The 21199-nt window shown below is 66.8% G+C and carries 18 protein-coding genes; 9 read left to right on the top strand and 9 right to left on the bottom strand.

Going from position 1 to position 21199, the window contains the following annotated elements; all coding sequences use genetic code 11:
- Positions 1–11: 11 nt before the first annotated feature.
- The 7 genes from iolE to NUV79_RS00460 form a co-directional block, all read right to left on the bottom strand.
- Positions 12–896: a myo-inosose-2 dehydratase gene (gene iolE / locus NUV79_RS00430; RefSeq protein WP_257731115.1), complete on the bottom strand. Its 885-nt coding sequence runs from the start codon at positions 894–896 to the stop codon at positions 12–14.
- Positions 897–928: 32 nt separating this feature from the next.
- Positions 929–2779, bottom strand: coding sequence for a 3D-(3,5/4)-trihydroxycyclohexane-1,2-dione acylhydrolase (decyclizing) (gene iolD / locus NUV79_RS00435; protein ID WP_257731522.1), 1851 nt, complete (start codon positions 2777–2779; stop codon positions 929–931).
- Between the two features lie 72 nt (positions 2780–2851).
- Positions 2852–4786, bottom strand: a complete 1935-nt coding sequence (locus tag NUV79_RS00440) for a bifunctional 5-dehydro-2-deoxygluconokinase/5-dehydro-2-deoxyphosphogluconate aldolase (protein ID WP_257731116.1) — start codon at positions 4784–4786, stop codon at positions 2852–2854.
- 107 nt (positions 4787–4893) lie between these two features.
- On the bottom strand, positions 4894–5763 hold the full coding sequence (locus NUV79_RS00445; protein WP_257731117.1) for a MurR/RpiR family transcriptional regulator: 870 nt from the start codon (positions 5761–5763) through the stop codon (positions 4894–4896).
- Between the two features lie 97 nt (positions 5764–5860).
- Complete coding sequence (locus NUV79_RS00450) at positions 5861–6664, bottom strand: SDR family NAD(P)-dependent oxidoreductase (protein WP_257731118.1); 804 nt, start codon at positions 6662–6664, stop codon at positions 5861–5863.
- 245 nt (positions 6665–6909) lie between these two features.
- Positions 6910–7929 (bottom strand): TRAP transporter substrate-binding protein, encoded by a 1020-nt coding sequence (locus NUV79_RS00455; RefSeq protein WP_257731119.1) that lies wholly within the window; start codon positions 7927–7929, stop codon positions 6910–6912.
- A gap of 43 nt (positions 7930–7972) precedes the next feature.
- Complete coding sequence (locus NUV79_RS00460) at positions 7973–9841, bottom strand: TRAP transporter large permease (RefSeq protein ID WP_257731120.1); 1869 nt, start codon at positions 9839–9841, stop codon at positions 7973–7975.
- Between the two features lie 256 nt (positions 9842–10097).
- Here NUV79_RS00460 and NUV79_RS00465 point away from each other — a divergent pair, with 256 nt between their 5' ends.
- Genes NUV79_RS00465 through NUV79_RS00475 form a run of 3 tightly spaced genes read left to right on the top strand, consistent with a single transcriptional unit; the run spans position 10098 to position 13443 of the window.
- A complete protein-coding gene (locus NUV79_RS00465) occupies positions 10098–10964 on the top strand; it encodes an IclR family transcriptional regulator (RefSeq protein WP_374678580.1) in 867 nt (288 codons plus the stop codon).
- On the top strand, positions 10961–12595 hold the full coding sequence (locus NUV79_RS00470; protein WP_257731122.1) for an acyl-CoA synthetase: 1635 nt from the start codon (positions 10961–10963) through the stop codon (positions 12593–12595). The genes NUV79_RS00465 and NUV79_RS00470 overlap by 4 nt, the downstream gene beginning before the upstream one ends.
- Positions 12592–13443 carry a DNA-binding protein gene (locus tag NUV79_RS00475; RefSeq protein WP_257731123.1) on the top strand — a complete coding sequence of 284 codons (852 nt, stop codon included), beginning with the start codon at positions 12592–12594 and terminating at the stop codon, positions 13441–13443. The genes NUV79_RS00470 and NUV79_RS00475 overlap by 4 nt, the downstream gene beginning before the upstream one ends.
- A gap of 12 nt (positions 13444–13455) precedes the next feature.
- On the opposite strand, the gene NUV79_RS00480 is transcribed toward NUV79_RS00475, so the two are convergent.
- Entirely contained in the window at positions 13456–15081 is a 1626-nt protein-coding gene (locus tag NUV79_RS00480; RefSeq protein WP_257731125.1) for an acyl-CoA synthetase, read from the bottom strand.
- Positions 15082–15199: 118 nt separating this feature from the next.
- Here NUV79_RS00480 and NUV79_RS00485 point away from each other — a divergent pair, with 118 nt between their 5' ends.
- The 3 genes from NUV79_RS00485 to NUV79_RS00495 all read left to right on the top strand — a co-directional run bounded on the left by NUV79_RS00485 (position 15200) and on the right by NUV79_RS00495 (position 18768).
- Positions 15200–16096, top strand: coding sequence for a beta-keto acid cleavage family enzyme (locus NUV79_RS00485; protein WP_257731126.1), 897 nt, complete (start codon positions 15200–15202; stop codon positions 16094–16096).
- Complete coding sequence (gene pepT / locus NUV79_RS00490; protein ID WP_257731127.1) at positions 16093–17322, top strand: peptidase T; 1230 nt, start codon at positions 16093–16095, stop codon at positions 17320–17322. Before NUV79_RS00485 ends, pepT begins: the two co-directional genes overlap by 4 nt.
- A 75-nt stretch (positions 17323–17397) precedes the next feature.
- Positions 17398–18768, top strand: a complete 1371-nt coding sequence (locus NUV79_RS00495) for an ABC1 kinase family protein (protein WP_257731128.1) — start codon at positions 17398–17400, stop codon at positions 18766–18768.
- A gap of 25 nt (positions 18769–18793) precedes the next feature.
- Here NUV79_RS00495 and NUV79_RS00500 read toward each other — a convergent pair whose 3' ends face one another.
- On the bottom strand, positions 18794–19012 hold the full coding sequence (locus NUV79_RS00500; protein ID WP_257731129.1) for a hypothetical protein: 219 nt from the start codon (positions 19010–19012) through the stop codon (positions 18794–18796).
- Positions 19013–19283: 271 nt separating this feature from the next.
- On the opposite strand from NUV79_RS00500, the gene NUV79_RS00505 reads away from it, so the two are divergent.
- The 3 genes from NUV79_RS00505 to NUV79_RS00515 are packed head-to-tail and all read left to right on the top strand — an operon-like array spanning position 19284 to position 21198.
- Positions 19284–19568 (top strand): aa3-type cytochrome c oxidase subunit IV, encoded by a 285-nt coding sequence (locus NUV79_RS00505; protein ID WP_257731130.1) that lies wholly within the window; start codon positions 19284–19286, stop codon positions 19566–19568.
- 37 nt (positions 19569–19605) lie between these two features.
- A complete protein-coding gene (locus NUV79_RS00510; protein ID WP_257731131.1) occupies positions 19606–20745 on the top strand; it encodes a Re/Si-specific NAD(P)(+) transhydrogenase subunit alpha in 1140 nt (379 codons plus the stop codon).
- An 18-nt stretch (positions 20746–20763) separates the two neighbouring features.
- Positions 20764–21198 (top strand): NAD(P) transhydrogenase subunit alpha part 2, encoded by a 435-nt coding sequence (locus NUV79_RS00515; protein WP_257731132.1) that lies wholly within the window; start codon positions 20764–20766, stop codon positions 21196–21198.
- Position 21199: the final 1 nt, after the last annotated feature.

Below are 21199 nucleotides of genomic sequence, written 5' to 3' on the forward strand. Positions count from 1 at the left end.
CCGTATGGCGATCAAGCCAATCCGGCTTCCTTGATGAAGCGGCTGAGATTGGCGTGGCCGAGCTTGGCATAGGTTGCCGGCTCCGCCTTCTTCGGGTCCTGCTCGGCCTCGACGACGATCCAGCCGGAATAGCCCTGCAGCTCGCGCAGCACGCGGACATAGTCGATCAGGCCGTCACCCGGCACGGTGTAGACACCGGCGAGCACGGATTCGAGGAAGGACCAGTCCTCGCGGTTGGAGCGCCACATCACGGCCTCGCGGATGTCCTTGCAGTGGACATGGTGGATGCGGGCCTTCCAGTGCCGGGCGATGCGGGCGGGATCGCCGCCGCCCCAGGTGGCGTGTCCGGTATCGAGCAGCAGGCCGACGGCCGGGCTGGTGACTCCCATGAACCGGTCGATCTCGGCCTCGGTCTGCACCACCGTGCCCATGTGATGGTGATAGACGAGCTGAAGGCCGTATTCGGCCTTCACCGCCTCGGCGAAATTGGAGTAGCGCGTGCCGAAATCGTCCCAGCGGTTCTTCGGCAGGACAGGCCGGGCCGAGAGCGGCTTGGCGATGTCGGAATGGATCGCGTTCGAGGTCTCGGCCGCGATCAGGACCGAGCAGCCCATGTCGCGCAGCAGCGTCGCATGGGCCTTCACGGCGACCATCTCGGCGGCGACGTCGCGGACGAGCAGCTCGGTCGAATACCAGCCGGAAACCAGCGCGTGGCCATGCGCGTCGAGGATCGGCTTCAGCTTGCCGGCCTCGCGCGGAAACTTGTTGCCGAGCTCCATGCCGGTGAAGCCGGCCTCGCGGGCCTCGTTCAGGCAGGTTTCGAGCGGGATGTCGCCGCCGATTTCCAGCATGTCGTCATTCGACCAGCCGATGGGGTTCGCGCCGATGCGGATCATGTGTCGGGTCTTTCTTGCCTATGGGAACGGCTTCAGTTGCCGATGGTCTGACGCTTGCGTCGTTCGTCGTAATTCGCTCGCGCCGTGCGAACCTGCTCACGCTGGCTCACTTCCGGCACCGCGACATCCCACCAGGCGCCGCCGGCACCGGTCGAGATCAGCGGGTCGGTGTCGATCACGACGACGGTCGTGCGGGTGTTGGCCTTGGCCTGCGCCAGCGCCGTCTCCAGCTCTGCAATCGAGGCTGCCTTGATAGCGAGCGCGCCCATGCTGGCGGCGTGCTGGACGAAGTCGATCTCCGGCAGCGTCTCGTGCCTGCTGTCCCTGAGCAGGTTGTTGAAGCTCTGGCTGCCGGTGGCCATCTGCAGGCGGTTGATGCAGCCATAGCCGCGATTGTCGAGCAGGACGATGGTGAGCTTGAGCCCCAGCATCACCGAGGTCGCGATCTCGGAATTGAGCATCAGGTAGGAGCCGTCGCCGACCATGACGACGACCTCCTTGTCGGGCCGGGCCATCTTGGCGCCAAGCCCGCCGGCGATCTCGTAGCCCATGCAGGAGAAGCCGTATTCGGCATGGTAGGAGCCGGGCGCGCCGGCCTGCCAGAGCTTGTGCAATTCGCCGGGCAGGCCGCCCGCCGCATGGAGCAGGACGACGTCGGAGCCCAGCGTACGCTGGACCGCGCCGATGACCTGCGCGTCCGAGGGGAGGGCGGCATTGCTGGCGGCAGTCACCTTGCCGGCTTCCTTCTGCCAATTGGCCTTGCCGGTCTTGGCGTTGGCCGTCCAGCTCTCAGGCGCCTTCCAGCCGCTGACAGCCTCGGCCAGCTCGGCCAGACCCTCGCGGGCGTCGGCGACAACCGGCAGCGCACGATGCTTGCCGGCGTCGAAGGACTGGACGTTGAGGCCGATGATCGTCTTCTCGGCCGCGCCGAACAGTGCCCAGGAGCCGGTGGTGAAATCCTGCAGGCGGGTGCCGACGGCGAGCACGAGATCGGCCTCGGCGGCGAGCCGGTTGGCGGCTTCCGTGCCGGTGACGCCGACCGCGGCCATGTTGAGCGCGTCGTCATCGGGCAGGGCGGATTTGCCGCCTTGGGTCTCGCAGACCGGAATGCCGGTCGTGGCCGAGAAGCGGGCGAGTTCGTCGCTGGCGCCGGAATAGAGCACGCCACCACCGGCGACGATCAGCGGCTTCTTCGCCGCCTTCAGCGCCTCGGCAGCAGCCTTGAGTTCGTCACGGTCGGCACGGGGACGGCGCGGCGTCCAGAGGCGCTCGGCGAAGAAGCTCTCGGGATAATCGTAGGCCTCGGCCTGCACGTCCTGGCAGAGCGCGAGCGTGACGGGCCCGCATTCGGCCGGATCGGTCAGCACCTGCATGGCACGGGTCAGCGCGGGGATGATCTGCTCCGGCCGGGTGATGCGGTCGAAATAGCGCGAGACGGGCTTGAAGCAGTCATTGGCCGAGACGGTGCCATCGCCGAAATCCTCGACCTGCTGGAGGACGGGGTCGGGGATGCGGTTGGCGAAGACGTCGCCCGGCAGCAGCAGCACCGGCAGGCGGTTGACATGGGCGAGCGCGGCAGCGGTGACGAGATTGGTCGCGCCGGGGCCGATCGAGGTGGTCGCGGCCATGAAGCGGCGGCGCATGTTGGCCTTGGCATAGGCGATGGCCGCATGGGCCATGGCCTGCTCGTTATGGGCGCGGAAGGTCGGCAGGCTCTCGCGCTCGTGCCAGAGCGCCTCGCCGAGGCCGGCGACATTGCCATGGCCGAAGATCGCCCAGACGCCACCGAAGATCGGCAGGCGCTGCCCGTCGATCTCGGTCATCTGGCGGCTAAGATAGCGCGTCAGCGCCTGCGCCATGGTGAGGCGGACGGTGCTCATGATCTGTCTCCGATCGGGAGTCTTCTTAGCATCGGCTTGGTCCGAAAATCGGTTCCTACTTTTCGGGCCGATGCGCTAGGCCGCCTTGCGGCCGCGCGTGGCAAGCCAGAGGCCGGTCAGCGCTTCGAAACGCCTGGCCATGTCTGCGATCGCCGCTTCGTCGTCGAGCTTGCCCGAGAGCCAGCCTTCGGCCGCGCTCATGAAGATGGTGCGGCCGACGGCGAAACCCTTGACGATCGGCGCGGCGGCTGTGGCGGCAAAGCCGGCCTCCAGCTCCTCGGCCGGCGCATCGAGCCCGAGCAGCAGCACGCCGCGGCACCACGGATCGTGCTTCGCGATGGTCTTCTCGATTGCGGCCCAGGCGGCGGGGGAGGATTGCGGCTCCAGCTTCCACCAGTCGGGCTTGATGCCGAGCGCGTAGATTTCCTCCAGCGCCCGCGAAATCGTGTCGGCGCCGAGCGGGCCGTTCTTGCTGGCGATGATCTCAATCAGCAATTCGCGGCCGACCTTGCGGGCCGCCTCGAACAGGCCGCGCAACTTCTCCTGCTGCTCGCGCTTCAGCTCCTCGGAATCGTCCGGGTGGTAGAAGCAGAGCGCCTTGATGCAGTGATCGACCGGCCATTCCGGCAGCAACGAGCCGATATCCTGGCTGGTCTCGAAACGCAGAGGACGCGAGCCCGGCAACTCGACCGGGCGGCCGAGCCAGGTGAAGGGATGGCGGGCGAATTCGAACATCGCCTCGCGGCCATGCTTCTCGTCGAGCAGCATGCCGTAGCCCGGGCGGCCATCGGCGACGCGGGCGGCGGCCTTCACCGCCAGCACCTTGAAGTCGCGAATGCGGGCCGGTTCGGCGCCGAGGTTTGCGGCGAGGTCTTCGAGCTGCGAGCGATGATCGCAGGCGAGCGCCATGAGCGAGGGGATGTCGCGGCGACGCGTCGTCGCCCAGTGGATGTGGTTGATGTCGGCGTCCTTGCGCAGCGCGCGATGCGGGCTGCCGTTCTTCAGGAAATACTGCAGTTCCTCGAAGGTCGGGCTTTCCGGCGAGCAGAGCAGGCGCGAGACGGCGAAGGCGCCGCAGGCATTGGCCCAGGTCGCGGCGGTCTGGAGGCTCTCGCCGCCGAGCCAGCCACGCAGGAAGCCGGACATGAAGGCGTCGCCGGCGCCGAGCACGTTATAGACCTCGATCGGGAAGCCCTTGCCGACGATGCCCTTTTCGAGGTCGTCGGGAATCGCGCCTTCATAGACGATACAGCCCATCGGGCCTCGCTTGAGCACGATGGTCGCGGGCGTGAGCGAGCGGATCGTCTTCAGCGCCGGCAGCAATTCGCTCTCGCCGGAGGCGATCAGAACCTCTTCCTCGGTGCCGATGATGAGATCGCAGCCGGGCAGGACGGTCTTCATCCGCTCGGAGACGGCCTGTGAGGCAATATAGCGGTTGTCGCCGGCATCATGCCCGGCGAGACCCCAGAGATTGGGACGGTAGTCGATATCGAGCACGACCTTGCCGCCGTTGCCGCGCATCAGCTTCATCGCCTTGCGCTGTGCGGCCTCGGGGCCGGGGCGGGCGAAATGCGTGCCGGTGACGACGACGGCGCGGGCCTTCGCGATGAAGGCCGGGTCGATATCGCCTTCCTCAAGCGCCATGTCGGCGCAGTTCTCGCGGTAGAACAGCAGCGGGAAGGACTTGTCGCTCTCGACCGAGAGGATGGCGAGCGCGGTCAGGCGCTCGGGATCGGTCTTGAGGCCGTCGAGATTCACGCCCTCGCGGGCGAGCTGCTCGCGCAGGAAGCGGCCGAACTGCTCGTTGCCGACGCGGGTGAGCAGGGCCGAGCGCAGGCCGAGCCGGGCGGTGCCGATCGCGATGTTGGCCGGGCAGCCGCCGACCGACTTGGCGAAGGAGGTGACATCCTCCAGCCGCGAGCCGATCTGCTGGCCGTAGAGATCGACCGAGGCGCGGCCGATGGTGATGACGTCGAGCGCCTGCGCCGATCCGCCGAGCGGTCCCGTCATGTGTCTCTCCCGGCTGCGCTGGTCATCGGAGCCGAACGGCTCCTGTCGCCGGAATGAAATAATAATTCCAGCTTCTCGTCAATGCGGAATGTACGTTCCCTAAAGCTTTAGGCGGCTCCGCCACGCCTGCCCTTGCCGCGCCCGGCCCGGCGCGCTTCGCCGACGCCGACCGCCAGCGCCATCGAGAGCGCCATGGTCGAGGCCAGCGTGCGGAATCCGCCGAAATCCGCCTCGGCGACTTCGAACCAGAGCTTGGCGATGCTGGCGAGCGGGGAGAAGGCGCTGTCGGTGATGGCGACGAGCGGCACGCCGCGCTCGGCGAGGCCGCGCGCGTCCTCGATCGTCGCCGGCGCATAGGGCGAGAAGCTGATGACGAGGACGGCATCCTTCGGCGTGGCGAAGGCGATGATCTCCGGATCGAGGCCGGCGGCCGACTCGACGAGCTGGTTGCGGACTTCGAGCTTGCCGAGGGCATAGGCGAGATAGCTCGCGACCGGATAGGAACGGCGCCGGGCGAGGATATAGATCGTCTCGGCGCGGGCGAGCACGTCGATCGCGCGGTCGAGCGTCGCCTCGTCGAGGGTGCGGCTCATCACGTCGAGCGACTTGCGCGAGGCGGTGAGGAAGCCGTCGAGGATGCGGTGATTGCCGGCGGCTGCGTCATCGCCGCCCCGCAGCGTGTTGAGGCGCTCCTCATAGCTGGAATTGCGCTCGCGCAATCGTTCGCGAAAGACGCTTTGCAGGCTGGTGAAGCCGTCGAAACCGAGATGCTGGGCGAAGCGGATCAGGGTGGAGGGCTGGACACCGGCCGAGATCGCGATGCTGGCGGCCGTGCCGAAGGCGATCTCGTCGGGATTGTCGAGAGCATAGGCCGCGATCTGGGCGATACGCTTGGGCAGGCTCTCGCGCTGGGCAAGGATCGATGCACGCAACTCGTCGAAGTCGCGCGGCAGCTCCGCAACGGCGGTTTCGCTCATCTAAGGATTCTCGTTGCCGTCCCTGTTGCGACAGTTCTGGCAGCGAAGCGGAAATGGAGCAAGCATTCCAAAGGAGGAATGAACGCTCGGCGATGGCTTATCCCGGCAGGCCGGCGGTGCAGCTCTGGCCGCCATCGACCGGCAGGCAGACGCCCGTGATGAACTTCGCCTCGTCGGAGGCGAGGAAGATCGCGGCGTTGGCGATGTCCCAGGCGGTGCCCATCTTGCCCATCGGCACCTGCGCGTCGCGGGCGGCGACCATGTCCTCGACGGAGGCGTATTGCGAGGAAATCTGCTTGTAGATCAGCGGCGTGTCGATGAGGCCGGGCATGATGCAGTTCGCGCGGATGCCTTGCTTCGCATATTGCATTGCGAGCGCGACCGTCGCCTGGTTCACCGCCGCCTTGGTCGCGTAATAGGCAAAGTACGGGTAGCCGGTCCAGCGGATGGCGGCGAGCGAGGAGATGTTGACGATGGCGCCACCGCCGCCTTTCAGCATTTCCGGAATCACCGCCTTGGCGCAGCGATAGACCGAGCCGAGATTGAGCTGGAGCGAGGCGTTGAACTGCTCCTCCGACAATTCGACCGGTCCGCCCATATGGGTGACGCCGACATTGTTGTGGAGGATGTCGATGCGGCCGAAATGCTGGGCGGTTTCCGCAACGCAGGCCTCGACCGAGGCGAGATCGGTGACATTGGCGGCGAGCGCCAGGGCCTTGCCGCCTTCACTGGTGATGATCGCGGCAGTCTCTTCGGCGGCATCGCGGTTGAGGTCGATGCAGGCGACGCCGGCGCCCTCGCGGGCATAGGCGACAGCGGCGGCCTTGCCGTTGCCCCAGCCGGGGCCGGAGGAGCCGGCGCCGAAGACTATGGCGATCTTGCCCTTCAGCCTGTCGGCCATGGTGGGTCTCTTTTGATGTATCAGGAGTGCGAAAGGCGCGGGGAACCCTCTCCCGGAGGGAGAGGGCAGGGTGAGGGGTAGGTCGCTGGATGCTTGAGCTGTGACCTTGCCGCTACCGCCGTGAGGCCGTGCTCGACTGGTCGAACGGCCTACACCTCACCCCTACCCCTCTCCTTACAGGAGAGGGGTTCCCGCGCCCTTTTCGTTGTGCCGATGACGCCGAGGAGTATGGCGGCGCCAGCCAATCAGCTCAGCGAGCTGCCGACGGCCTTCTCCAGGATCGCCCAGGCCTCGTCGCCGTACTTCTTCTTCCACTCGGCGTAGAAGCCGGCCTTGCGCAGCGCGTCGCGGAAGGCGTCGGCCTTGGTCTCGTTGACGACCATGCCCTTCGAGACGAGCTCGCCCTGCAGGCCGGCATTGAGCTTGGCGACGTCCTCGCGCTCGAGCAGCGCGGCGGCGTTGATGTTCTTGGCGACGATGGCGCGCAGATCCTCGGGCAGGCGCTCCCAGGCGCGGCGGTTGGCCAGGAACCAGAAGCCGTCCCACATGTGGTTGGTCAGCGAGAGATACTTCTGCACCTCGAAGAGCTTGGCGGTCGCGATGATCGCGAGCGGGTTCTCCTGGCCGTCGACGACCTTGGTCTGCAGCGCGGTGTAGACCTCGGCGAAGTTGATCGAGGCCGGGGCCGACTGGAAGGCCGTGAACATCGAGGTCCAGAGCGGCGAGACCGGCACGCGGATCTTGAAGCCCTTGAGGTCGTCGGGCGTGTTGATCGGGCCCTTGGACGAGGTGATCTGGCGGAAGCCGTTGTCCCAGATCTTGTCCATGACGACGAGATTGGCCTTGCCGATCTGGCCGCGGACGTAAGTCCCGAGCTCTCCGTCCATCGCCTTCCAGACGGCGTCGTAGTTCGGGAAGGCGAAGCCGATGCCAGAGAGCGAGGCGTTGGCGACGAGCGTCGACAGGATCAGCGGCGAGAGCGTGAAGAACTCGACGCCGCCCGAGCGGACCTGGCTCAGCATGTCGGTGTCGGAGCCGAGCTGGTTGTTCGGGAAGATCTGGATGTCGACCCGGCCGTTGGTCTCCTGCTTGATCTTCGCCACGGCCTCGTTGGCGCGGGCGTTCAGCGGGTGCGCGACGGGCAGGTTGTTGGCGTATTTATAGGTGAACTCGGCGGCCTGCGCATTGGCGCGGCCGATATGGAAGGTGCCGATGGCGGAGGCGGCGGCCGAGGCCTGGAGCAGAGTGCGGCGCGAAATGGTCATGAGCGTTTCTCCTCGGGGATTGTCTGGTTTCTTGTTGTGAGCTTCACAGCACCCAGGTCGAGAGACCGGGCACGAGGGCGATGACGATGAGGCCGAAGATCAGGGCGATGAGATAGGGCCAGATCGCGCCCATCGCCTCGTCGGGCGAGACGTTGCCGATCTTGCAGGCGATGTAGAAGCCGATGCCGATCGGCGGCGCCATCAGGCCGATATTCATCGCGGTGACCACGACCATCGAATAGTGCACGTCGTTGATACCGAGATTCTTGGCGATCGGGAACATCAGCGGCGCCATCAGCACGATCGCCGGCAGGCCCTCCAGCACGCAGCCGAGGATCATGAAGACGACGATGGTGACCGCCATGAAGGTGAGCCAGCCGCCGGGCAGGTTCGCCATGAAGGTGGCGAGATCGCGGGCGAAGCCGGTCTGGGTCAGCGCCCAGGCCATGGCGAGCGCCGTGCCGAGAATGACGAGGATCGCGCCCGAAAGCGCGGCCGTCTCGACCAGCATCTGGTAGAACTTGCGCGGGCTGATGCCGCCATAGAGCACGATGCCGATGACCAGCGCATAGAGCACCGCGATGGTCGAGACCTCGGTCGCGGTCGCGACGCCGCCGCCGACCGCGGCACGGATGATGAAAGGCAGGACGAGGGCCGGCGCCGCGACGAGCGCGACCTTGCCGATCACCGCGAGCGGGGCGCGGCGCACGCCCTTCATGTCCTCCGCCGCCGCCTTCCAGCGGGCGAGGCCGGCGAGCGCGATCAGCAGGACACCGGCGATGACGAAGCCCGCGTTGAACAGGCCCGCGATCGAGACGCCGGCGACGGAGCCGAGCACGATCAGGACGATCGACGGTGGCACCGTGTCGGCCATCGCGGCGCCGGTGGAGAGCAGCGCGATCAGGTCCTTGGGCTTGTAGCCGCGCCGCTTCATCTCCGGGAACAGCGCGGGGGCGACCGTCGCCATGTCCGAGACCTTGGAGCCCGAGATCCCTGAGACGAGATAGAGCGAGCCCAACAGGACATAGGACATGCCGGCGCGGACATGGCCGAGCAGGGAGGCCAGGAAGTCGACGATCGCCTTGCCCATGCCGGTGGCGTCGAGGATGCAGCCGAGCAGCACGAAGATCGGCACCGAGAGCAGGATGAGGCTCGACATGCCCTCGTCCATCCGCCCGATCATCACGATCATCGGGACATTGGTCGAGAAGGCGAGGAAGGCGAGCGTGCCCAGTCCGAAGCAGAAGGCGATCGGGACGCCCGCGACAAGGCAGGCGGCGACGACGCAGACCAGGAAGATCAGGATGTTGTAGTAGCCGAGGGTCTTCAGCGTCGGCCCCAGCAGCCAGAAGGCAAGGCCGAATCCACCGATGATCAGCACGGACGCCGCGATGTCCGCCAGGCGCCCGGTCTTGAAGGCATAGCGGATCGTCAGGAGCAGCATCAGCACGATGCCGACGGCGATGGCCGAGACCCGCCAGCTGACGGGAATGTTGAGCGCGGCCGAGGTGACGTAGCTCTCTTCCACCGCGTAATCGATGGCCGGATAGACCATCGCCGCCAGGAAGGCGGCAACCGCCAGCAGCGCCAGCGTCTCGACGAATTCGCGCAGGCGCGGCGGCATCATGCCGACGAAGAGCGTCAGGCGCAGATGCTCGTTGCGGTCGACGGCGATGGCGGCGCCGAGCATGGCGAGCCAGATGAAGCAAATCGAGGCGACTTCATCGACCCAGACGAAAGGCAGCGAGAAAACGTAGCGCGAGACCACGCCGAGCAGCAGTACGCCGATGATGAGGGCGACCAGAGCGGCTGCGACGATCTCGACCGGGCGCATGATGGCGGAGCCGGGGCGCGCGCCTTCGTTCTCGCTCAGGTTCTCGGGGATATGCAGCGTATCGACGACATCGACCATGCGGCGGCCTCAGATGCCGGTCGCCGGGCGCAGCGCGCCCGTCATGAAGGATGCCTCGAGGGCCATCGTTCCGTTCCTCCCTTCGCGCCGATCTTGTGGTGTCGTCGGCGTCGATTGCGGTCCACACTGTGAATAGCTGGGCAGCGGGACAGGGCGCAGATTACACGAGGGGGGGCGGCATTGCAATCCGCAAAGCGCCCATCTACGGTTGGGAGATAAGAATAAGGTCCATATCATGGACCATTTGGAGGAGCGCTTGCCGCAGAATTCCGTGCCGGAAACCGGGTTGTCCGGCTCGCAGAGCGTCGATCGCGCTCTGGGGCTGCTCTCGCTGATCGGGCGGGAGCCGGCCGAAGGCCTGCCGCTTGGCGAGATCGTCTCCGGCAGCGGCCTCAACAAGCCGACGACGCGGCGCCTGCTCATGGCATTGATGCGGGCCGGGCTCGTCGAGCAGGAGCCGCTGACGCGGCGCTATTGTTTGGGCGAAGAAGCCTTCGTGCTCGGCGTGCTGGCGGCGCGTCGCCACGGCCTGCTGGAGATCGCGATGGATGGCCTGCGTCGGCTTTCGGCCGAGACGCAGGATACGAGCTTCCTGACCGTCCGGCGCGAGAACTACGCGATCTGCCTGCATCGCGAGGAGGGGACCTACCCCGTCCGCACCCATGCGCTTCAAACCGGCGACCAGCATCCGCTCGGCGTCGGTGCGGGCTCGCTCGCGATGCTGGCGGCGCTGCCCGATGACGATGTGGACCGGGTGATCGCCGCGAACGAGGCCGCGTTGCTGGCGCGTTATCCGGGCTTTGCGCCGGAGGCTTTGCGGGTCGATATCGCGGCGACGCGCGAGCGCGGCTTTTCGCTCAATCCCGGCCGGCTGGTCGCCAGCTCATGGGGCATCGGGCGGGCTTTCCGCTATCCGGACGGGCGGGTCGCGGGGGCGCTTTCCATCGCGGCGATCGACAGCCGGATGACCGCTGCTCGGCAGGCGGAGGTTGCGGTGCCATTGGCGCGCGAGGCCGAGCGGCTGGAAGCGCTGCTCAAGCAGATGTTCTTATCCAAAGGGGCTGCGCGGCCGATCGTGCCTGCCGCCCCGCGACCCATCGAGACAGGGAGAGCCGCAAAATGAGCTCTGCAAAGCCAGCCCCGACCGGGGGCGTCGTGCCGATGACACGGCGCGTGATGAACCTCGCCCATATCGCGACGCAGAACGCGCGGCGCCTGCCCGCGCATCCCGCCTTCATTTGGGGCGAGAAGACGCTCGACTGGGCCGAGATCGATGCGCAGGTTTCGGCGCTGGCCGCAGGCTTGAAGGCGCGCGGCATCGGCAAGGGCGACCGCCTGCTCGTCCATTCCAAGAACTGCGACGCGATGTTCGTCTCGATGTTCGCGACCTTCCGGCTCGGCGCCGTCTGGGTGCCCACCAATTTCCGCCTGCTGCCCGATGAAGTCGCCTATCTCGCCACGGCCTCCGGCGCCAAGGGCTTCCTCTGCCATGGCGATTTCCCGGAGCATGCGGCCGCCGTCGCTGCCGCAAGCTCGGCGCCGGAATTCATCTGGCGCATCGGGGCGGGGGCGTTCGGCGAGGACGAGGTCGGTGCGGTGATCCAACGCCATCGCGGCGAAAAGGTCGAGAACGCCGCGGTCGAGCATGACGATCCCTGCTGGTTCTTCTTCACCTCCGGCACGACCGGGCGCTCCAAGGCCGCGGTGCTGACCCATGGCCAGATGGGCTTCGTCATCACCAACCATCTCTGCGACCTCGTGCCGGGCTCGACCGAAAAGGACGCCTCGTTGGTCGTGGCGCCGCTTTCGCATGGCGCGGGCGTGCACCAGCTCATGATCTCGGCGCGCGGCGCGACCTCGATCCTGCTGCCGACCGAGCGCTTCGATATCGACGAGGCCTATCGGCTGATCGCGAAGCATCGCGTCAGCAACATCTTCACAGTGCCGACGATCCTGAAGATGCTGGTCGAGCATCCGGCCGTCGACAGCCATGATCATTCCAGCCTGCGCTACGTCATCTATGCGGGCGCGCCGATGTATCGCGAGGACCAGAAGGCGGCGCTGAAAAAGCTCGGCAAGGTGATCGTGCAGTATTTCGGGCTGGGCGAGGTCACCGGAAACATCACCGTGCTGCCGCCGGCCCTGCACGAGGCCGAGGATGGGCCGAACGCGCGCATCGGAACCTGCGGCTTCGAGCGCACGGGCATGCAGGTGCAGATCCAGGATGATGAGGGGAAAGAGGTCGAGCCCGGCGTTCAGGGCGAGATTTGCGTGATCGGGCCGGCTGTCTTCGCCGGCTATTACGACAACCCGGAAGCCAATGCGAAGTCGTTCCGCAACGGCTGGTTCCGCACCGGCGACCTTGGCCATATGGACGAACAGGGTTTCGTCTACATCACCGGCCGGGCCTCGGACATGTACATCTCCGGCGGCTCGAACATTTATCCGCGCGAGATCGAGGAGAAGATCCTGACCCATCCGGCGATCGCGGAGGTCGCCGTGCTCGGCGTGCCCGATCCGGTCTGGGGCGAGATCGGCATAGCGGTCTGCGTCAACCGGCCCGGACAGAACGCGACGGAAGCCGAGATCGCCGATTTCCTCGGGCCGAAGATCGCTCGCTACAAGATGCCGAAGCGCTTCCTGTTCTGGGAGGCCCTGCCGAAATCGGGTTACGGCAAGGTGCCCAAGCGCCTCGTCAAGGACGAGCTGGAGAAGCGCGGCGAGCTCGATTTCCTGAAGGGGAAGGCGTCGTGAGGCGCATCCAGCAGCCCGGCATCGGCACTCCGGAGCGCATCCAGTCGGTAGAATGCGGCGGGCGGGCGTTTTCGCTGAGGCTGCCGGCTGGGGTGCCTTTGCTGGAGGCCGTGAGGAGCGGTTTCGCGGCCGAGGGATTTGCTTCGGGCGTGGTGAAACTCGACGGGCTTAAACTCGCGCCCTTCGCCTATGTGATGCCGGCGCTGTCGAAGACGCCAGAGCATGCCGCCTTCTACAGCGAGACGTTCCGGCCGAAGGGCGAGGCGCGCATCGAGGTCGGCGCGATGACCTTCGGCCAGCGTGATGGAGCACCGTTCTTCCATGCCCATGCCTTGTGGGTCGAGGGCGATGGCAAGCGCACAGGCGGACATATCCTGCCGGACGAGACGGCAATCGCCGAGACGATCACGGTGGAGGCGATCGGACTTGATGGCGCGGTCTTTGCAGCCGAGCCGGATAGCGAGACGCATTTCAAGCTGTTCGGGCCGGTGGTGGCTGCGCCCGGTGGCGCCGGGCAAGGGCGCTTCTTCGCGCTGCGCGTGAAGCCGAATGTCGATTTCTGCGGCGCCCTGGAAGCGTTCTGCGCTGAGCGCGGCATCCGCGAGGCGGTGATCCATGGCGGTGTCGGCTCGACCATCGGGGCGCGTTTCGTTGATGGCGGCGTTGTCGAGAACTTCGCGACGGAGGTTGCGATCACGGGAGGGCGGGTCGTGCGCGGCGCCGACGGATTCGAAGCGGCGATCGATGTCGCGCTGGTCGACTATAGCGGTGCGCTGGCCGGCGGGCGGTTGAAACGCGGCGACAATCCCGTGCTGATGACCTTCGAGCTGGTGCTGGAGGCGGTCTGACGTTGCGAGGCGTTAGCCGCCTCGCTGCTTCGCGATCTCCCTGTTGCGCAGGTCCTTGCGCATGATCTTGCCCGTCGCGGTCAGCGGCAGCTCCGTCACGAACTCGACCTCGCGCGGGTACTGGTAGGCTGCCAGACGGTCGCGCACGAAGGCCTGGATTTCTGTCGCCAGCTCCGCCGTCGGGGTGACGTCCGGCTTCGGCAGCACGAAGGCCTTGACGATCTCGGTGCGGACGGGATCGGGCACGCCGACGACCGCGACCATCAGCACGGACGGATGGCGGATGATGCAGTCCTCGATATCGCCCGGCCCGATGCGGTAGGAGCCTGACGAGATGATGTCGTCGTCGCGGCCCTGGAACCAGAAATAGCCCTCCTCGTCGCGCGCGCCGCTGTCGCCGGTGACGAGCCAGTCGCCGATGAACTTTGCCGCGGTGGCCTCGGGCTGGTTCCAGTATTCCAGCATCATCACGGGATCGGGCCGGGCCACTGCGATCAGCCCCTGCTCGCCATCAGGCAGTTCCTGGCCTTCAGGCGAGATCACCGCGACGCGGTGGCCCGGTACGGCGCGGCCCATCGAACCGGGCTTCACGGGATAGAGGCTCGCGCAGTTCGAGACGAGCAGGTTCGCCTCGGTCTGGCCGTAGAACTCGTTGACCGGGAAGCCGAAGGTTTCGCGGCTCCAGTCGAGCATGTCGGCGCCGAGCGTCTCGCCGCCGGTGCCGATCGAGCGCATGGCGTAACCGAAGCGCCTGGGATCGCGCACCTGCCGCATCAGCTTGAGCGCCGTCGGCGGCAGGAAGGCGTTGCGGACCTTGTGCCGCGCCATCAATGCGAAGGCGGCCTCGGGATCGAACTTGCGGGCGCGGGAGGCCAGCACCGGCACGCCGCAATAGAGGCTGGGCAGGAGCACGTCGAGCAGGCCGCCGATCCAGGCCCAGTCGGCCGGGGTCCAGAACAGGTCGTTCACCTGCGGGAAGAACTCCTGCGGCAACTGCACGCCGGGCAGATGCCCGAGCAGGACGCGGTGAGCATGCAGCGCGCCCTTGGGCTTACCCGTCGTGCCGGAGGTGTAGATGATCACGGCCGGGTCGTCAGCGCGCGTGTCGACGGCAGTGAAGCGGTCGGAGGCCTTCGCCATTTCCGCCTCGAAATCGAGATGGCCGGAGCCGCCGACGACGAAGATCTTGCGCAGGTTCGGCAGGGCGTCGCGGATCGCCTCGACCTTGCCGATATTCTCGGCATCGGTGACCAGAACGCTGGCGCCGCTATGGCCGAGGCGGTGCTCCAGAGCCTCGGGGCCGAACAGGATGAAGAGAGGCAGCGCGATGGCGCCGAGCTTGTAGGCGCCGAGATGGGCGATCGCGGTCTGCGGCGATTGCGGCAGCAGGATGCCGACGCGCTCGCCCGGGCCGATGCCGTGATGGGCGAGGAGGTTGGCGAAGCGATTCGAGGCGCGCGACAGTTCATCGAAGGAGAGCGTTGCGACCTTGCCTCCGTCCTCCTCGAAGATCAGCGCCGGCTTGCCGCTGCCGTCGGCATGGGCGTCCGAGCAGGCCGTGCCGATATTGAAGCGTTCCGGGATGCGCCAGGTGAAGGCGTCCACGGTTCCGCGATAGGTCGCGCGGCGTTCGAGCATGATCGGCTCCGGTCTTCGCATGCGTTTGCGCCGATCCTGCCCAGCCGGCCTGTGGGCTGACAAGCCCGAGCGGAGCAGCTTACGGTCTGCGTAAAATTGCGGAACGAGAGGAAACGCCGTGACCAAGCCGATCTGGGTGGAGGCCGCGATCAACGGCCCATGGGGCAAGGAGCGCCAGCCCGGCATTCCGATCAGCATTCCCGATATCGTCGCGGATGGCATCGCTGCGGTCGAGGCGGGCGCCGCGATCGTGCATCTGCATGTCTACGACATGGCGACCGGCCGGCAGCGCGACGACTGGGAGCTCTATGCGCAGGCGATCGAGGGCATCCGGGCCAGGGTCGATGCCATCGTCTATCCGACTATCCCGATCCTGGGCTCGGGCTATGCCGGCGACATGATCGGGTCGGGCCGCTACACCCATCTCGAAGAGCTGGCCAAGCGCGGCCTTGCCGAATGGGGCGTGCTCGATCCCGGCTCCTGCAATTGGACGACCTTCGCGGGCATTCCGCAGGGCGAGGCCGGCTTCATCTACCAGAATCCCGGAGAGCATATCCGCGAGGGGATGGAGGTGGCCGAGCGCCACAAGGTCCATCCGAGCTATGCGATCTACGAGCCCGGCTTCACGCGCCTCGGCGCGGCTTTGGCCAAGGCCTATCCGGGCATGCCGATGCCGATCTACCGGCTGATGTTCTCGGAGGCCTTCGCCTGGGGCTTCCCGCCGCGCGAATGGGCGCTGGAGGCCCATCTCAGGCTGCTCGCCGAGGATGCGCCTGAGGCGCCGGTGATGATCGCCGGGCTCGGCGTCGATCTCCGCGACCTGATCGGCCCGGCGGTGGCGCGGGGCGTCCATGTCCGCGGCGGGCTGGAGGATGCGCCCTTCGGCTGCGAGAAGACCAATCGTGAATTGATCGCGGACACCGTCCGCCTGGTCGAGGCGGCGGGTGGAAAGCCTGTCAGTGCGGCCGAGGTGCGGGACTGGCTGGCGCGACAGGCCAAGGGAGAGGCGCTGTGAGCGTGCGCGACCAATTGCTCGAACGGTTCCTGCGCTATGTCGCGGTCGAGAGCCAGAGCGACATGAAGGCGACGAGCCTGCCGAGCACGCCGGGGCAGCAGGTTCTGGCGGAACTGCTCGCGGACGAATTGCGTGCGCTCGGGCTGGAGAATGTCGTCATCGACGACCGCGCCACGGTGACGGCGCTGAAGCGCGGCACCAGGCCCGGCGCGCCGCGCATCGGCTTCATCGCCCATGTCGATACGGTCGATGTCGGCCTGTCGCCGGTGGTCAAGGCGCAGGTGCTGCGCTTCGCTGGTGAGGATCTCTGCCTCAATGCGGAGAAGGACATCTGGCTGCGCGTCGCCGAGCACCCGGAGATCGCCCCCTACAAGGGCAGCGAGATCGTCTTCAGCGACGGCACCAGCGTGCTCGGCGCCGACAACAAGGCTGCGGTCGCGATCGTCATGACGCTGCTGGCGGAACTGCGTCCCGAGGACCAGCATGGCGACATCCTCGTCGCCTTCGTGCCGGACGAGGAGATCGGCCTGCGTGGCGCCAAGGCACTCGACCTTGCCCGGTTCGACTGCGATTTCGCCTATACGATCGACAGTTGCGAGGTCGGCGAGGTCGTCTGGGAGAATTTCAACGCCGCCATGGCCGAGATCGTCTTCACCGGCGTCACCGCCCATCCGATGTCGGCCAAGGGTGTGCTGGTGAACCCGCTGATGATGGCGCAGGACTTCATGGCAGCCTTCGACCGGGCGCAGACGCCGGAGCATACCGAGGGCCGCGAGGGCTATACGTGGTTCCTCGAACTCGTTGCCACGCCGGCTGAGGCGGTGCTGCGGGCCAATATCCGCGATTTCGACAAGGCGTCCTTCGCGGCGCGCAAGCGCCGGATCGGCGAGGTCGCGGCGGAGATCGCCAAGCGCTATCCAACCGGGCGCGTCACCTCGGAGGTGACGGATGTCTACGGCAATATCGCAGACAGCCTGGGCGAGGACCGGCGCTCGGTTGACCTGCTGATGGCGGCGCTGACCGAATTGCAGATCGCGCCGAAACTCATTCCGATGCGCGGTGGCACGGATGGCGCTGCGCTCTCGGCGCGCGGGCTGCCGACGCCGAATTTCTTCACCGGCGCGCATAATTTCCACTCGCGCTTCGAGTTCCTGCCGCTGTCGGCCTTCGAGACCTCCTATGAGGTGGCGCGCCGCATCTGCCTGCTGGCGGGGCAGAACGCCTAGCGCGGCTTGTCGCATTGGCGCACGGCCTGCCGGCGCCTACATGAGGTGGGCAGGAACAGCGAAAGCACGATCCGCATGTCCGAACGCGACGCCGAAGCCAACCGATTCTCCGCCCGCGCGGCGCGCTATGCCCGCGTCGGCGCCAATGTCGGCGGGGTGGCGGCCCGGATCGCGGGTGCCCGGCTTTTCGGCGTCGAGGGGCGCGATGCCACCAATGCAGAGGCGCTGGCCAAGGCGCTGGGCGGACTGAAGGGGCCGATCATGAAGGTGGCGCAGCTCGTCGCCACCATTCCCGACGTCGTGCCGCCGGAATACGCCGCCGAATTGCAGAAGCTGCAATCGCAGGCGCCGCCGATGGGCGCGGCCTTCGTCAAGCGGCGAATGATGGCGGAGCTCGGCGCCAGCTGGCGCGAGCGCTTCGGCGAATTCGACCTCAAGCCGGCAGCGGCGGCCTCGCTGGGGCAGGTGCATCGCGCGACGACGCTGGATGGCGCGGTGCTCGCCTGCAAGCTGCAATATCCCGACATGGAATCGGCGGTGGAGGCCGATATCGTGCAGCTCGAGGTGCTGTTCTCGCTGCACCGGCGCATGGGGGCGGTGATCGACACCACCGAGATCGCCAAGGAGATCGGCGCCCGGGTCCGCGAGGAACTCGACTATAAGCGCGAGGCGAAGCATGCCGCGCTCTATCAGGCGATCCTGTCGGATACGCCGGAGGTGCGCGTGCCGGCGCTGGAGCCGGCGCTGTCGACCCGGCGGCTTCTGACGATGCACTGGCTGGAGGGGAGCCCGATCCTCTCGCACAAGCAGGACGGGCAGGTCGTGCGCGACCGGATCTCGACGGCGATGTTCAAGGCGTGGTGGCGCCCGTTCAGCCATCACGGCGTCATCCATGGCGACCCGCATCTCGGCAACTACACGGTGTTCTCGGAGGATGGCGAGCCGGAGGGCATCAACCTGCTCGACTATGGCTGCATCCGCATCTTCCCTGAGAGCTTCGTCGGCGGCGTGGTCGATCTCTACAAGGGCCTGCGCGACGGCGAGGAGGCTCGTGTTGTCCATGCCTATGAGACCTGGGGCTTCAAGGGCCTGACCAAGGACCTGGTCGATACCCTGAACATCTGGGCACGCTTCATCTACGGACCGCTCCTGGAGGACCGGGTCAGGCGCATCGCCGAGGATGTCAGCCCGGCCGAATATGGCCGCAAGCAGGCCTTCCAGGTGCATCAGGCGCTGAAGGCGCGCGGACCGGTGACGGTGCCGCGCGAGTTCGTCTTCATGGACCGCGCCGCGATCGGGCTCGGCGGCGTCTTCCTGCATCTCGACGCCGAACTGAACTTCCATCGGCTGTTCGAGGCGGAGATCGAGGGATTCTCGGTCGAGCGCGTCGCCGAGCGGCAGAATGCGGCGTTGGTCGCGGCAGGGCTTTCGGCGCCTCGTTCCTAAGCAGGGCGATGTCAGTAGGCGAGGCTTAGTCGCCTCCGCCCCCGCCACCATCGCCGCCTGCATCGAGCCAGCCGAACCCTCCGCCGTTGCCGTCGCAGCGGCGTCGGTTCCATGCGGCAATATCCTCGTCGTCGCGTTTCGCCTGTTCACGCGCCTCGGCAAACCAGCGCTTGGCCTTCTCGCGCAGGGCAGGGTCGAGGTCCAGAAGGCGCTCCTTCGCCGGCTGCCCGGCCCGATCGTCCACCAGCGTCTCCTTTCGGTGATCCAAGCACAGGCGAATCCGCCGAGCGGGGCCCCGCGTTGGCTTCGGCTGGCGTTAATCACTTCAAATATTGCAGCGGCGAGAGAATTTCCTTCTATTTAAATCGATTGAATTGCCTCGTCGTCGCCGCTAGAGAGGAAGAATGCGGTGTGGTCGCGCCACGCTTCACGGTTGCAACGCGCAGCCGCGTTGCCCGTGCGTCGCGGGTGCGCTACAGGCTTAGAGAGACTGTGTCTTTTTCAGGATCGAGACCATGGCCGACCACGCCCATCACGCCGACGCTCCCGCGATGGACTACCCCGAGCATGAGCGGACCTATACCGGGTTCATTCATTTCGCCGAGGTCGGAACGGTCGCCTGCCTTGCCATCGTCGCGGCGCTCGCCGTCGGTGGCACGAAGCATGCTTGGGGCACGGCGCTGATCGGCACGCTGCTCACCGTCCTCGGGACAGGCGTCGGTATCGCCGCTCCCTCGATCGGCTGGCGTGCGCCGCTCGTCGCGCTCGTCTTGATGCTGCTCGCGCTGCTCCTGCTCTGACACTCTCCCCATAACGCCGGAAAGGCCTGCCCCCGCCATGCGCATTGCTGTCCCAGCCGAAACGCAAGGGGCGGAAACCCGCGTCGCAGCGACGCCGGAGACCGTCCGCAAGTTCAAGGGCCTCGGTGCCGAGGTCGTGGTCGAGACGGGGGCGGGCAAAGCCTCCGGCATCCTCGATGCGGAATATGAGGCGGCAGGGGCAACGGTCGCGAAAACGGCGGCGGACGCGCTCGCCGGCGCGGCGATCGTGCTGAAGGTGCGCCGTCCGTCCGAGGGTGAGATCGCCGGCCTGCCGGCCGGCGCGCTCGTCATCGCGACGATGGACCCTTACGGCAACGAGGCTCAGGTCCAGGCGCTGGCCAAAGCCAATGTCGCTGCCTTCGCCATGGAGTTCATGCCGCGCATCACCCGTGCTCAGGTGATGGACGTGCTGTCCTCGCAGGCCAATCTCGCCGGCTATCGCGCCATGATCGACGGCGCCGCCGAATACGGCCGGGCGCTGCCGATGATGATGACGGCGGCGGGCACGGTGCCGGCCGCGAAGATCTTCATCATGGGCGTCGGCGTCGCCGGCCTGCAGGCGATCGCCACCGCGCGCCGCCTCGGCGCCATCGTGACCGCGACCGACGTGCGCCCCGCCACCAAGGAGCAGGTCGAATCGCTTGGCGCCAAGTTCCTCGCTGTCGAGGACGAGGAGTTCAAGCAGGCGCAGACCGCCGGCGGCTACGCCAAGGAGATGTCCAAGGAATACCAGGCGAAGCAGGCCGAGCTGACGGCCAGCCACATCGCCAAGCAGGACATCGTCATCACCACCGCGCTGATCCCGGGCCGCCCGGCGCCCAAGCTGATCTCGGCGGCGATGGTCGCGAGCATGAAGCCCGGTTCCGTGATCGTCGACCTCGCGGTCGAGCGCGGCGGCAATTGCGAGCTGGCCAAGGCGGGCGAGGTCGTGACGACGGATAACGGCGTCAAGATTGTCGGCCATCTCAATGTGCCGGGGCGCCTGCCTGCGACCTCGTCGGCACTCTACGCCAAGAACCTCCTCGCCTTTGTCGAGACGCTGATCGACAAGGCCGAGAAAAAGCTCGCGGTGAACTGGGACGACGAGCTGGTCAAGGCGACCGCCCTGACGAAGGACGGCGCCGTCATCCACCCGAATTTCGCGCCGAAGGCCTGAGCGTAAGGAATTCCGACCATGGCAACTCCCTCCACCGAACAGGCTCTCGAACAGGCCCGCAATGCGGCTGCGCTCGCCAAACAGGCAGCCGAGCTGGCCGAGCGATATGCCGACCAGGCCGCGGCCGCGGCCAGCATCGCGACCGGCGGCGTCGACCCGACGGTCTTCCGCCTCGCGATCTTCGTGCTCGCCGTCTTCGTCGGCTACTACGTCGTCTGGTCGGTGACGCCGGCGCTGCACACGCCGCTGATGTCGGTCACCAACGCCATCTCCTCGGTCATCGTCGTCGGCGCCCTGCTGGCGGTCGGCGTCGAGGCGCTACCCGCGCTCGGTGATGGGCCGATCTGGGCCAAGGTCTTCGGTTTCCTCGCGCTGATCCTCGCCTCGGTGAACATCTTCGGCGGCTTCCTCGTCACAGAGCGCATGCTCGCGATGTACAAGAAGAAGGGCTGAT

It is taken from the genome of Allobosea sp. 47.2.35 (assembly GCF_024655635.1).
Classification (GTDB): Bacteria; Pseudomonadota; Alphaproteobacteria; order Rhizobiales; family Beijerinckiaceae; genus Allobosea.